Below are 13,108 nucleotides of genomic sequence, written 5' to 3' on the forward strand. Positions count from 1 at the left end.
CCAAGAGTGAACTTTGAAGATCCCATACCAGATTGGTATGACTGCTGGATGGATCTGCTCGCACACCTAGAGGCGTACGTCGCCACCGTGGACGAGACGAGCTTCTCGCGCGCCGCCGACCGGCTCGGCATCGCCCAGCCACTGCTCAGCCGCCGCATCAAGACGCTGGAGGCCCGCTTCGGCGGTCTGCTGTTCGACCGCTCCCGGCGGCAGGTCGCGACGACGGAACTCGGCATGCTGCTGCTCCCCTACGCGCGAGACGTCCTGGACCGGGCCCAGCGGCTCGACCAGGTCGCCCGGTCGGCCCAGCGGTCCCGGGCCAGGGCAGTGGGAGTGCCCGCCGACTGTGCGCCGGCCGCGCTGGCCCAGGTCATCCGCGCGGGGGCGGAACGCGGCACCACGCTCAGTGTGCGCGAACTGCCGCCCGAAGAGCGGGAAGCGCGGCTGGCGGACGGCACGCTCGCGTACGCTCTGCTTCGCGTTCCACCCGAGCGCGCCGGGCACCGGGTGCCGCTCGGCCTTGCCACCGCGCCTCCCCTCGACGCGCGCCCCCTGACGGACGCCCGCCGCGGGCGCCCGGTCCATCTGGAGGACCTGCGGCCTCGCCGCACCGGTGCCGCCGCTGGTGCCGCCTCCGGCGCCGCCACCGGTGCCCGGACCGTTCCCCTGCCGATCCTGACCCTGACGGAGGACGACGTGCCGTACGCACGGGACAGGCTGGCGCGCGCGGCGGCCCGCTCCGGGCTGCCCGAGCAACTGGTACGGCCGGGCGGCCCGGCGGCCACCGCCCTCGCCGAGACGCTTGCGGGCCGGGCGGTGCTGCTGTGCGGCGAGCCCTTCGCACGGCGGCACGGAGCCGACTGGGCGCCCTTGGCCGACGCCTCGCTGCACCGTGGGTACGACGTGCGGGCCACCCCGCGTCAGCCAGGCGGTGACGTGCCGCAATGGCTGTCCGAGATGCTGGCGGCGGCGGCCGGTGCCGGCACCGCCGCACAGGCCGTGAGGCGGGCGGAGCCGGCGGACACCACCACCCGGCTGGCGGCACACGGATGACCGGCGACGCGGCGCGCCGTCCGGCCCAGTTCTACGGGGACGGCCTCCTGCTGGAGGTCGCCGAGGCGATCGCCCGGGACTGGTCGGCGCTCGGTGTCCGTGGTTCGTTCCTCGCCCGCGACATCGACACCGGCGAGCAGCTCGGCTTCGACGCCGAGGAGCCCGTCCCCCTCGCGTCCGTGGTGAAGGTGCCGCTCGCCCTCGTCGTGCTGGACCTGATCGCGGACGGCGGCCTCGACCCGGCCCTCCCGGTCACGGTCGACCCGGCCACCAGCAGTGTCGGCCCCACCGGCGTCGCGGCGTTCCGCCATCCGGTCACGGTGGCCGTCGGCGACCTGCTCCTGCTCATGCTCTCGGTGAGCGACAACGCCGCCGCCGACGCGCTGTTCGACCAGGTGCCGGTGGCCGACGTCGATGCCCGGCTGCGCGCGTGGGGCTGCGCCGGCATCCGGGTACGGCACCGGATGAACCACATGTACGAGTGCGCCGCGGGCGCCGCCGGCAACGACTTCTCCCTCGCCCTGGAGCTGGCCGTCCGCGACGAACGGGCGGGCCGGCACACCATCGAGACGCTGGACCCCGCGCACGCGAACCTGGGCACCGCCGCGGCGCTGGTGACCCTGCTGCAGCGGGTGTGGCGCGACGAGGTGGCGCATCCCCGGGCCACGGCCGAGCTGCGGCGGCTGATGGGCCACCAGGTCTTCACTCAGAGGCTGGCGAGTGAACTACGCGTCGACAGCCTGCGGTTGAGCGGGAAGACGGGCACGTTCCTGCACCTACGACACGAGATCGGCGTGATCGAGGCGTACTCCGGGGCGCGTGTGGCCGTGGCCGCGCTCACCCGGGCGGACCGGCGGGCGGCGCAGGCGCCGGACATCGACCTGGCGATCGGCATCGCCGCACGGCAGGCGTTCGAAGCACTGCGCCGGTGACGCGGAGACGGGCGAGCGCGCGGGGCGGGGCCGGACGCGACCGGCGCGAGGGCGGGGGCGCCGGGCGGTGGACCGGTCGGCCCACCGCCCGTACGCGGCGTCAGATACGGCCGCCGGTCAGCCGCGTGATCGGACCGTGGCTGTGACGGCCCGAACGGCGGCCCGCCGCATAGGAAGCGGCCGTCAACGCGGTCACACCCGCACCGACACCGGCGGCGATCAGCTTGCGGTGGGCGATCACCGCAAGAGCCGTCTTCGCCGTGCCGGCGACCTGCCCGGAGGCCGCCTTGGCCGTCGCCGCGACCTGCCCGGTCGCCGCCACCAGCGTCTGACGACCCGCCTCGGCCGCGCGGGCCATGCCCTGCGCCGCCGAACCAACCGTCTCGGCCGAGCGCTCGACTCCGGAGATGGCCACCGACGCCGTCGCCGACGCGGCGTCATCCGCCTTGTCCGCGGCGCCCTTCGCAGCCTTGGCGGCGGGCGCGGTCGCCTTGTCCGCGGTACGGCGCGCCTTGTCGGCGGCCGTACGGGAGGCGGCCTGCTTGTCGTTCGTTCCGGTTTTCGGTTCAGTCATGGACTGCGCGTTGCCCCTCCCCCGGCCCGCAAACGCGTTCGCCCGCACCACGTACAGGCCCTGCGGGCCCGGCTTGCCGGACAGGCGACTTCTGTCACCGTCCTGCGTGTGCGCGGCCGGGCGGTTCGCGTGCATGACGGCCGAGTGGCCGCGGCGGTCAGTCGGCGGGGCGGAACCGCAGCGCCGACCAGGTGTCGTCGACGGCGATCTGCCGTACCGGGCGCACGCCCCGCTCGGACAGCGCGGCCGCCAGGCGGTCACGGTTCAGGTCCGTTCCCAGCTTTCCGCCCTTGGGGTAGGCGACCCAGGCGAGAGCATCGCGCCGCGCGGCGGCGAGGGCCGCTTGCGCTTCCGCGCCGAGAAGATCGGCGGAGGTGGTCACGAAGACGACCACCACATCGGCCGAGACCGCCTCCCCCACCGACTCCGCCCCGACCTCCGAATCCAGGTCCAGGTCGTCGGGCCTCCCCAGAACCAGAACGCTCTGACCGGGCTTGATCTGCAACTTGCTCATCACGGACACCCTCCTGATGCTGCCAGTCCACGCGGTTCACCGCACGCCGCCCACCCAGGCGGCAGTCTTCCTTCACGGCCTCCCGGTGTCCCGTCCAGTCCGACGTCGCGTTCAGTCCGGCAGGCATGGGGTGGTGATCGCGGGGATACCTGCAGCTCATGGGAGTGCTCGGGGCGTTGCGGACCAGTGATCGGCGTCTGACCCAGCGGGTGGCGGCGTGGAGGTCGCCCGTGGTCCACCGGGTGCTGTCGGTGGCGGAAGCCAGCGCCCAGGGTACGAAACTGTGGTGCTCGGCGGCCGTGGTGATGGCCGCGACGGGCGGTCGGCGAGGGCGGCGCGCGGCCGGGGCGGGCGTGGCGGCCATGGCGCTGGCCCAGTTGGTGGGCAACGGGGTGGGCAAGCGGGTGGCCGACCGGCCACGGCCGCCCAAGGAATGGATCCCGCACGACAAGGTCGAGGAGCGACCCGCGTCGCCGTCGTTCCCCTCCGGACACACCGCGGCCGCGACGGCGTTCTGCTGCGCTGTCCTTCCCGCCTGGCCGGCGGCGGGCCTGGTGTGCACGGTCCCGGCCGCCCTGGTCGCCGTCGAACGCGTCCACAGCGGCGCCCACTACCCCAGTGACGTCACCGCCGGCGCCCTGATCGGCCTGGCCAGCGCCTGGCTCATCCGACATGCCGCACGTACGTGAGGTCAGGGGCGGTCCAGGCCCCACGTCTGCAGTGCGTAGGGCCGCCCCTTCTCCTCGCCCTCGATCAGTGGCCGGTCGAGCAGGGTGAAGCCCGCCTTGGTGGCCACGGCGACGCTGGGGGCGTTCTCGGCCTCCAGCTCCAGGATCACCTGCCTCGCACCCAACTCCTCGAAGGCGTACCCGGCCATGACCCGCACCGCCCGTGCCGCCAGCCCCTGGCCGCGGTGCGCCGGACCGATCGCGTAGCCGAGCTCCGTGCTCTCGGAGTCGCGCCGCAGCATCACCTCGCCGAGTGGTGCGCCGCCGTCGACGGTGATGGCGAGGAGGATGGTCGTGCCGTCCGCCCGCAACTGCCGGGCCCGGGCCAGCCGTGCGCGGGCGGCCGCTTCGTCGAAGGGAGAGACGATGGGCGTCCAGTAGGCGACGTCCGGGTGGTCGAGCAGCTCCGGCATCGCGGCCAGGTCCGCCTCCGTCCAGTCGCGGAGGACCAGGCCCTCCCCCGAGAGCTCCATCCGCTCGGGAAAGGACGACGTGGACGTGGTGGTGCTCATGGTCGGGACCTCCCTGGCCTGTTCGCGACGAGGCAGGATATCCGGGACTCCGCTGCTCGACGCAGCGCTGGGCGCGGCTCTCTCCTCGCGGGACGCGTTGAGCTCGTTGGGCGACGGGTGCCCGCCCCACTCTCTGCCGCGCTCCACGCAGCGGCAACCGCCTGCCGCGGCTCCCGCTTCACCGGCGCGCGAGCACGCGGAACTCGTTGCCGTCGGGGTCGGCCAGCAGCACCGCGCCGTCTCCGCCGTCGCCGGAGTCGAGACGCTTCGCCCCGAGGGAGAGCAGGCGCTCGACCTCCGCTCGCTGATCGCCGTCCGGTACGAGGTCGAAGTGCAGGTCCTTGCCGGGGTCCGGCATGAGCGGCGGACCACCCCACGTGATCTTCGTACCGCCGTCCGGCGACTGGATGGCGGTCTCCTCGTCCTGGTCCCAGACCAGCGGCCAGCCCAGCGCCTCGCTCCAGAAGTAGCCCACGGTCTGCGAACCATCGCAGGCGAGCGCTCCGACGAAGCCACAGCCGGCGAGGAAATTGTTGCCCGGCTCGATGACACAGAACTCGTTGCCTTCGGGGTCGGCGAGTACCACGTGGGACGCGTCCGGTCCCTGGCCGACGTCAGCGCGCTGCGCGCCCAAGGCGAGCGCCTTCGCCACGGTCTCCTGCTGGTCCTCCGGGGAGGAGCTGGTCAGGTCGAAGTGCAGCCGGTTCTGAGCGACCTTCGGCTTGTGGGACGGACGGAAGCCGAGGCGGTAGCCGGCGTCGTTCCCGGACAGCAGGGCGACACCGTCGCAGGGGTCGTCGGCTCTCTCCAGGCCCAAGACGCCGGACCAGAACTGCGCCAGGCGCTCGGGCCGGTGCGCGTCGAAGGAAATTGCGAAGAGTCGGCTGCTCATTGCGCCACGCGTCCTCGGTCCGTTGAGTGCCAGCGGTCGGCAGGGCGCCATGTCAGCGCCCTGAACGCGGATCCTATGAGCGGACCGGCCTCGGTTGCACCCGAGTATTCCGCCGCCCCGGATCCGGAGTTGCGCCCTTCGGGATTCGGGCCGCGAGTGGGTGAACGTCGAGGCTCAGCCCGCGTGTGGCCTGGCCAGGCCGTGGTCGTAGGCGAAGATGACCGCCTGGATGCGGTCGCGGGCCCCGATCTTGGACAGGACACGGCCGACGTGGGTCTTCACCGTGGACTCCGACAGCACGAAGCGCGCGGCGATCTCGCCGTTGGTCCAGCCTTTGCCGATGGCGACGAGGATCTCGCGTTCGCGTTCGGTGAGGGCGTTCAGGCGCGGATCCTGTGCCGGGCCGCCGTCAGGGGGTGGTACGAGCCGGGCGAACTCGTGCAGCAGACGCCGGGTGAGCGCGGGCGCGATCACCGCGTCGCCGGCCGCCACGGCGCGTGATGCCGGCGAGGAGTTCCTCGGGCCGGGCGTCCTTGAGGAGGAAGCCGCTGGCTCCGGCGCGCAGGGCCGCGTGGACGTATTCGTCCAGGTCGAACGTGGTGAGCACCAGGACCCGTGAGCGGTCGCCTGCGGCGGCGATCCGGCGCGTGGCCTCGATGCCGTCCATGCCGGGCATGCGGACGTCCATGAGGACGACGTCCGGGCGGAGTTCGGCGGCCTTGCGCACGGCTTCGGCTCCGTGCGCGGCCTCGCCGACCACCTCGGTCTCTGCTACGGAGTCCAGCAGCATGCGGAAGCCGTAGCGCTGGAGCGGCTGGTCGTCGACGACGAGCACGGTGGTCACCGGGCGCCGCCGCCCTGGGGAGCCAGGTCGAGCGTGGCGCGTACCGTCCACCCCGGGCCGGCCGGTCCCGTGCTGACGTGTCCGCCGTAGAGAGCCGCTCGCTCGCGCATGCCCACCAGGCCGTGTCCTTCCTCGTTCGTGGTGTCCGGACGTTCGGCCGGTGAGGGTGGGCCGAAGTCCTGGACGGTGATCGTCAGCCGTGCGCCCTCCACGGCGATCGACAGGTTCGCGCGGGTGCCCGCACCGGCGTGTTTGAGGGTGTTGGTCAGGGCTTCCTGCGCGATGCGGTAGACCGTGAGCTGGACTCCGCTGTCGAGGGTGTCGACGTCACCGGCGACACGGTAGACGACGTCCAGTCCGGCGGCGCGTACCCCCTCGCACAGCGCGTCGATGTCCGTGAGACCCGGCTGCGGGCTGAGTTCGGGCTCGTCGCGCGGGCCGTCGGTCTCGCGCAGCACGCCGAGCACCCGGCGCAGTTCGCTCAGCGCCTGGCGGCCGGTGTCGCCGATGAGGTGCAGTGCTTCCTCGCCCCGTTCCGGTGCGGAGACGGTGGCGTAGGCGCCCGCGTCGGCGAGGGTGATGATGACGGACAGGTTGTGGCCGACGATGTCGTGCATCTCGCGGGCCACCCGTGCCCGTTCCGCGGCGACGGCGAGCCTGCCGCGCTGGTCGCGTTCGACCTCCAGCCGGGCCGCTCGATCGCGCAGGACGGCCAGCTGGGCTCGCCGGATGCGGATCACCAGGCCGAGCGCGAGGGCCGCGGTCGCCGTGCTGAGCAGGAAGAAGAGCGCGTCCCAGACGGACACCGCCGCCGACACCCGCGCCGCGACCAGGCCCAGCGCGCCCGCCGTGACCGCGCAGGCCCACGGCAGCTGCCGTAGCCGCCCGTGCAGGGCCAGGCTGTACAGGGCGACGAAGAGGGCGACGTCCGCACGGAGTGCGGCTCCGAGGGACCACTGGAGGACGAACACGGCCGTGACGGCGCCGAAGGCGACGACGGGTGCCCGGCGCCGCCACAGCAGTGGCAGCACCAGCCCGGCCTGCAGCGCCAGCATGGCCGCCACCGGCAAGGTCGTGAACGCCAGGCGGAAACGGCGCGGGCCGTCGCCGTCACGGTCGCCGCCGATCGCGTCGACCGCGTGCAGGAGGTCGGGGAGGCAGAACAGCAGGACGACCAGCACCACGACCGCGGTGTCGAGCACCCACGGGCGGGCCCGGTCGGCGTTGCGGAGCCGCTGGCCGATCCGGCCGAGCCGGGCGACCAGCGGCCCCATCCCGCTGAAATCGTCGTCGGTCATGGAACTCACCCGCCCATGATGCGCGCCCGTACCGCGGACGCGGTCGCTCAGACGCACAGACGCACAGACGCACCGAGCACGGACACTCGGACGCTCAGACGTCGCTGCGCAGCAGCCGGTACGCCGCCCCTGCCAGCGCCAGTGCCGTCCAGGCGAGGAAGACCAGCAGCCCGGCGGAGGGCGACAGGGTGGTCGAGTCGTGGGTGAGCGCGAAGATCGACTCGCCGGCATGGCTCGGCAGGTAGGGGTCGATGTCGCCCTGCCACGACGTGGGCAGCAGGGAGACCAGTCCGGGCACCAGCATGAGGGCGGCGACCAGGACCGAGATGCCGCCGGCCACGGAGCGCAGCAGCGCGCCCAGGGCGGTGCCGATCACGCCGACCAGGCCGAGGTAGAGTCCGGCGCCCAGCAGGCTGCGTACGACGCCGGCGTGGCCGAGGCCCATGGCGGCGAGCGTGCCGGAGACGATGCGGCTGCCGACGAGGAAGGCGACGAACGCGCCGGCGGTGGCGACCAGCAGGGCGACCAGCCCGTACACCGCCGCCTTCGACCACAGCACGGGCAGCCTGCGCGGTACGGCCGCGAGGGTGGAGCGGATCATTCCGGTGGAGTACTCGCCGGCCGTGACCAGTACGCCGAGGACGCCGAGGGCGAGCTGCGCGAAGTTGGTGCCGAACAGGGACAGGCTCACGGCCGTCGACGTGGCGAAGTCGCGGTCGAGGTGCCGGCCGGAGTCGAGATTGGACTTGTAGTGGCTCGCGGCGATGATGCCGAAGGCGACGAGGAACAGGAGCCCGAGGCCGAGGGTGATCCAGGTGGAGCGCAGCGACCAGAGCTTGGCCCATTCGGAGGCCAGTACGCGCCGTCCCGTCACCCGGTAGGCGGGCCGGGCGGGAGCGGCCGGGGCGGTCCCGGGGGTCTCGGGGGATGCCGTGAGGGTGCTCATGCCGCGCTCCCGGGGGTCTCGATGCCGGTCGTGGTGCCGTGGTACTCCACGGCATCCCTGGTGAGTTCCATGAAGGCCTCCTCCAGCGACACCGCCTTGCCGGTCAGCTCGAACAAGGGGATCCCGTGCTCGGCCGCCTTCAGCCCGATCTCCCGGGCGGACACCCCGGTCACCTGGAGTTCCTCCGTGCCGACGCGGCCGGTGATCTCCACGCCGGGCCCGGCCAGTACGTCCCGCAGCCGCGCGGGGTCGTTCGTCGCGACCTTCACGGTGTCGCCGCCCGCCTCGCGCACCAGGTCCCGCACGGTCGTGTCGGCCAGCATCCGGCCCCGTCCGACGATGATCAGGTGATCCGCCACCAGGGCCACCTCGCTCATCAGGTGTGAGGAGACGAAGACCGTGCGCCCCTCGGCCGCGAGGGAGGTGAGCAGGTTGCGGATCCAGAGGACGCCCTCGGGGTCCAGGCCGTTGACGGGCTCGTCGAGCATCACCGTCTGCGGATCGCCCAGCAGGGCCGCCGCGATGCCGAGCCGCTGTCCCATGCCGAGGGAGAACGCGCCGGCCCGCTGCTTGGCGACGCTGCCGAGTCCGGCCAGCTCGACGACCTCGTCGACGCGGCGGCCCGGAATCCCATGGGTCAGCGCGAGGGCACGGAGGTGGTTGTACGCCGAACGGCCCGGGTGGATCGACTTGGCCTCCAGGAGCGCCCCGACCTCCTGCAGCGGCGCCTGGTGCCGGGCGTAGTGGTGGCCGTTCACCGTGACGGAGCCGCTCGTCGGTGCGTCCAGGCCGACGATCATGCGCATCGTCGTGGACTTGCCCGCACCGTTGGGACCGAGGAATCCGGTCACCGTACCCGGCTTCACGGTGAAGTCCAGACCGTCGACGGCCGTCTTCTCCCCGTACCTCTTGGTGAGTTGCTGTGCCTCGATCATTCGCGTTCTCTCTCTCGGACCACGGCGCCCGGCACACCCGAACTCCTCACCAGCCACGCTAAGTCCGTGACCTGCCCGTTCCGGTGGTACCGGGGGCTGAAGAGCGCGGGTCAGGTGGTACCGGGGTACTACGACCCGGCGGGCGAGGCGGGGTGACACGGGCGAGCCGACCCGGCCGGCGGAGGTCCCGCCGGGCCCACCCGGTGCAGGGTCAGTGCGGCGCCGAGGAGCTGGACGCCGCGGGCGGTGCGCGGGTCGATGCCGGTCAGCTCGGTCACGCGACTCAGCCGGTTGTCGACGGTGTTCGGGTGCACGTCGAGTACGTGAGCCGTTCGCCGCCGGTCGAAGTCGCAGTCGAGGAAGGCGGCCACCGTCGCGGTCAGGCCGGGGTGGCGGACCAGTGGCTCCAGCAGGGCGCCCAGTTCGGGTGCGCTGTCCGTCGCTGCCGCCACATGGTATTCGAGCAGCACGTCCCGCAACCGGTGCAGCCCCGGCGCGTCCGCCACGGCCGAGATGCGGTGGGCCCGTTCGGCCGCCGCCGGAACGTCCTCCGGGGAGTCGGCGGTCGCCGCGCCCACGATCGGCGCCGTCGGGCGACTCGACAAGAGCTGTTCGGCCACGGCGTCGAGTGCGATCCGGGAGGGCAGCAGGACACAACCGCCGCGGTCCTCCGGCAGGCTGAGAACGCGGCCCTCGGCCAGCGGCGCGAGCCGTGCGCGTGCCCACCGCAGCAACCTGCGTGCCGCCACCGGGGTCTGTGGCTCGGGGGCCCGCACGCTGAGGACGAGGTAACCGGACTCCAGGGACAGGCCGTGACGGGCGGCGACTTCGGCGGGCCTGTCACCGCGTACCAGTGCACGGGCCAGCTCCCGAGCCGCCCCCTGCTGGTCGGCGAGGCCCGTGAGGTACGCCTCGGTGACGCTCTCGACGACGGCCTGGAGCGCTCTGAGCTGCATCCGGGTCAAGGACTGCAGCGCCGCGTGCTCGCCCGGACGGGCCAGTTCGCCCAGCGTGTCGAGCACTACCTCGGCGCCGACGTGGTATCCCCTGAGCAACTGCACCAGGGGCAGCCCTTCCTCGGCGCGCTCGGCGGCGCGTTCCCTGAACACCCCGATGTCGATGTCCGGCAGGCCCTGCACATGGCGGAGGAAGCCGCGTATGGCGTGGCGGGCTGTCGCCGCGATCTCCACGTCCCGCATCTCCTCGGGGAGGAGATCGAAGCCGGGTATCTCGGCCCGCTGCCGCTCCACGATGGCCCTGGCCAGGTGATTGACCCGCGGCTTGAGGCGTGCGGCCAGCCGGATGGCCCCTTCCCGTGCCGCGTCTGGTTGTGACATGTCACAACAGTAGGGAGCCGCCGCTGGCCTCGCGGCCGATTGCCGCGTGCTCGCGTACACGGTGCCATGGGCGGCATGCGCTTCTCCCTCACCGACTACGCGGACCAGGTCTGGCACGGCGCCGTGGACGACAGCATCGTCCATGGCGGGCGCGCGGGCTCCGGCGTCATCGAGGTGGTCGACGGCGTGGGCTGGTACCCCGGGTTCGGCAACGTCGTCGTCTTCCGCACCGCCGACGAGGTCATCCTGTTCGACACCGGCAACCCGTTGGGCGCCGGCAAACTCCACCAGGCCGTCCGTGCCTGGAGCCGGCTGCCGGTGACCACCGCTGTGTTCTCCCACGGTCACATCGATCACGTCTTCGGCATGGGGCCGTTCGACGCCGAGGACGCGCCACGCCCGACCGTGCTCGCCCACGAGAGGGTCGGGGACAGGTTCGACCGCTACCTCCTGACGAACGGCTACAACACCGTCGTCAACCAACGGCAGTTCCAGGCACCGGACCTGACCTGGCCGACCGAGTACCGAAGGCCCGACCTCACGTATCGCGACGCGCTCACCCTGACGCGGGGCGAGCTGACCCTCGAGCTCTTCCACGTGGAGGGCGAGACCGATGACGCGACCGTCGCCTGGATCCCCGAACACCGCATCCTGTGCCCCGGTGACATGTTCATCTGGTTGAGCCCGAACTGCGGCAACCCGCAGAAGGCGCAGCGCTATCCACGCGAGTGGGCGCTCGCGCTGCGCCGCATGGCAGCCCTGGACGCGCAGATCATGCTGCCCTCGCACGGAGCACCGGTGTTCGGCGCCGACCGGATCCGCCGGGCACTCACCGAGACCGCGGAGTGGCTGGAGAGCCTGGTCCAGCAGACGCTGGACGGGCTCAACTCCGGTGCGCGCCTGGACGATCTCATCCACTCCGTGCGTCCGCCCGCCCATCTGGCCGACCGCGTCTACCTGCAAGCCAAGTACGACGAGCCCGAGTTCATCGTGCGCAACCTGTGGCGGCGCTATGCCGGGTGGTACGACGGAAACCCCGCGCATCTCAAACCGGCTCCCGAGAGCCGACTCGCGACCGCGTTGGCGGACCTCGCCGGCGGTGCCGCGGCCCTGGCCGACGCGGCTCGGCGCCACGCCGACGCTGACGAGCTGCGGATCGCCGGACACCTCGCGGAGTTCGCCGTTCAGGCAGCCCCCGACGACGCCGCGCTGCACGCCGTGCGCGCGGAAATCAACCAGGCACGTGCCGAGTTCGAGTCCTCCCTGATGGCCCGGTCCCTCTTCGCCTGGGCCGCCACGGAGTCACGCGACCGGTGCGCCGACGAGTTTTGACCCGCACGCCCGACCCCGGGTCGGTGGTGCCCCCTGTCGGGGCACGCCGACGACGGCTTTCCCAGGCGTTCCAGACGTTAGGAGCCCGATGCCCTCCGGCAGAGCAACAGCCCGTCCATGGCGCCGCGGAGCATGCGCCCTCGCGGTCACCGTACTCCTCGCCCTGGCCGCGCCCCGGGTCTCCACGGCGCCCGGCCACGCCGCCACGGTCGCCGACGCGACGGGTGACACATCGGCCTTCGACAGTGTCCCGCTGAGCGAGATCTCCGTGGCCGGACTGCACAACGCCTACGACAGGAGCAAGTCGAAGTCGATCACCACCGGGCTCGACCGCGGAGCACACCTCCTGGAGATCGACGCGTACAGCACGTACGGCAATCCCGGCGGATGGGTCGTCAGCCACTCCGATCCCCTGGTCAACGACAACAACTGCACCTACACCACGGGTTCAGGCGTCTTCAGGACCACGTGGCAGAACGGCAGCCTCAGGACCTGCCTCGACGACCTCAGGGCCTGGAGCGACGCACATCCCGGTCACGACCCCGTCTACCTCAAACTAGAGCTCAAGTGGGGCTTCCGTTCCAACGCCGCGATGGGGCCGGCCCAGCTGGACCAGTTGGTCGCCAAACACCTCGGTGCCGGGCGCCTCTTCACGCCCGCGGACATGCTCGGGACCACCCACCCGACCCTGGACGCCGCGGCCCAGGCCGGAGCCTGGCCCACCTGGAACCAGCTCCGGGGGAAGTTCATCGTCTTCCCGATCACCGGCACCATCGAGAACAGGCTCGCGGACTACAAGTTGGACAACCTCTCCACCGAACAGGAATACGCCCAGCGCGTGGCCGACCTCTCGGCGGCCGGCCGGCTCGACGAGGCCTCGATGTGGCCCGCCATGACCAAACCGAGCCCCAACGGCGACCCACGCCTCCTCCATGCGGCCGCGCTACGTCCCTGGTTCGTCATCTTCGACACCCAGGCGACCCACTGGCTGAGCGACGGGTACGCGCTGTCGTGGTACTGCCGCAACCACTACCTCACCGTCGAAGGCTCGGCGGAGAGCGTCTCCCCCGTGCTGGACGACACCCACCCCGATCCCACCGCCGCGGCCCAGCGCGTCCGGTACCTGGCCCAGCAGGGCCACTCCAGCGCCACCACCTTCGACTGGATGAACACGCCCGGCGCGTACACCCTCTGGTCCCGGAACTGCTGAC

At 72.3% G+C, this 13,108-nt stretch carries 13 protein-coding genes and 1 pseudogene; 5 read left to right on the forward strand and 9 right to left on the reverse strand.

What is annotated here, in order from left to right:
• The first annotated feature begins 48 nt into the window (after nt 1-48).
• On the forward strand, nt 49-1,053 hold the full coding sequence (locus PV343_RS04670; RefSeq protein ID WP_319145470.1) for a LysR family transcriptional regulator: 1,005 nt from the start codon (nt 49-51) through the stop codon (nt 1,051-1,053).
• A complete protein-coding gene (locus PV343_RS04675; protein ID WP_319145471.1) occupies nt 1,050-1,985 on the forward strand; it encodes a serine hydrolase in 936 nt (311 codons plus the stop codon). Before PV343_RS04670 ends, PV343_RS04675 begins: the two co-directional genes overlap by 4 nt.
• A 100-nt stretch (nt 1,986-2,085) precedes the next feature.
• Here PV343_RS04675 and PV343_RS04680 read toward each other — a convergent pair whose 3' ends face one another.
• Both PV343_RS04680 and PV343_RS04685 read right to left on the reverse strand, forming a co-directional pair.
• Entirely contained in the window at nt 2,086-2,694 is a 609-nt protein-coding gene (locus tag PV343_RS04680; protein ID WP_415923452.1) for a hypothetical protein, read from the reverse strand.
• A 22-nt stretch (nt 2,695-2,716) separates the two neighbouring features.
• Nucleotides 2,717-3,073: a hypothetical protein gene (locus PV343_RS04685; RefSeq protein ID WP_319145472.1), complete on the reverse strand. Its 357-nt coding sequence runs from the start codon at nt 3,071-3,073 to the stop codon at nt 2,717-2,719.
• A gap of 230 nt (nt 3,074-3,303) precedes the next feature.
• On the opposite strand from PV343_RS04685, the gene PV343_RS04690 reads away from it, so the two are divergent.
• Nucleotides 3,304-3,762 carry a phosphatase PAP2 family protein gene (locus tag PV343_RS04690; RefSeq protein ID WP_319145473.1) on the forward strand — a complete coding sequence of 153 codons (459 nt, stop codon included), beginning with the start codon at nt 3,304-3,306 and terminating at the stop codon, nt 3,760-3,762.
• Nucleotides 3,763-3,764: 2 nt separating this feature from the next.
• Here PV343_RS04690 and PV343_RS04695 read toward each other — a convergent pair whose 3' ends face one another.
• The 7 genes and pseudogenes from PV343_RS04695 to PV343_RS04725 form a co-directional block, all read right to left on the reverse strand.
• Nucleotides 3,765-4,313, reverse strand: a complete 549-nt coding sequence (locus PV343_RS04695; protein ID WP_319145474.1) for a GNAT family N-acetyltransferase — start codon at nt 4,311-4,313, stop codon at nt 3,765-3,767.
• 178 nt (nt 4,314-4,491) lie between these two features.
• Nucleotides 4,492-5,205: a VOC family protein gene (locus tag PV343_RS04700; RefSeq protein WP_319145475.1), complete on the reverse strand. Its 714-nt coding sequence runs from the start codon at nt 5,203-5,205 to the stop codon at nt 4,492-4,494.
• Nucleotides 5,206-5,379: 174 nt separating this feature from the next.
• Nucleotides 5,380-6,049, reverse strand: a pseudogene (locus PV343_RS04705) (response regulator).
• On the reverse strand, nt 6,046-7,347 hold the full coding sequence (locus PV343_RS04710) for a sensor histidine kinase (RefSeq protein WP_319145476.1): 1,302 nt from the start codon (nt 7,345-7,347) through the stop codon (nt 6,046-6,048). Before PV343_RS04710 ends, PV343_RS04705 begins: the two are co-directional and overlap by 4 nt.
• Before the next feature lie 94 nt (nt 7,348-7,441).
• The gene (locus PV343_RS04715; RefSeq protein WP_319145477.1) at nt 7,442-8,293 is read right to left on the reverse strand and encodes an ABC transporter permease; all 852 of its coding nucleotides are present in this window, start codon (nt 8,291-8,293) and stop codon (nt 7,442-7,444) included.
• Nucleotides 8,290-9,228, reverse strand: a complete 939-nt coding sequence (locus PV343_RS04720) for an ABC transporter ATP-binding protein (RefSeq protein WP_319145478.1) — start codon at nt 9,226-9,228, stop codon at nt 8,290-8,292. Before PV343_RS04720 ends, PV343_RS04715 begins: the two co-directional genes overlap by 4 nt.
• A gap of 128 nt (nt 9,229-9,356) precedes the next feature.
• Nucleotides 9,357-10,565 carry a PucR family transcriptional regulator gene (locus tag PV343_RS04725; RefSeq protein WP_319145479.1) on the reverse strand — a complete coding sequence of 403 codons (1,209 nt, stop codon included), beginning with the start codon at nt 10,563-10,565 and terminating at the stop codon, nt 9,357-9,359.
• A 75-nt stretch (nt 10,566-10,640) separates the two neighbouring features.
• On the opposite strand from PV343_RS04725, the gene PV343_RS04730 reads away from it, so the two are divergent.
• Complete coding sequence (locus PV343_RS04730) at nt 10,641-11,897, forward strand: alkyl sulfatase dimerization domain-containing protein (RefSeq protein WP_319145480.1); 1,257 nt, start codon at nt 10,641-10,643, stop codon at nt 11,895-11,897.
• 88 nt (nt 11,898-11,985) lie between these two features.
• A complete protein-coding gene (locus PV343_RS04735) occupies nt 11,986-13,107 on the forward strand; it encodes a Ca2+-dependent phosphoinositide-specific phospholipase C (protein ID WP_319145481.1) in 1,122 nt (373 codons plus the stop codon).
• Nucleotide 13,108 lies beyond the last annotated feature (1 nt).

It is taken from the genome of Streptomyces sp. WI03-4A (genome assembly GCF_033792105.1).
Classification (GTDB): domain Bacteria; phylum Actinomycetota; class Actinomycetes; order Streptomycetales; family Streptomycetaceae; genus Streptomyces; species Streptomyces collinus_A.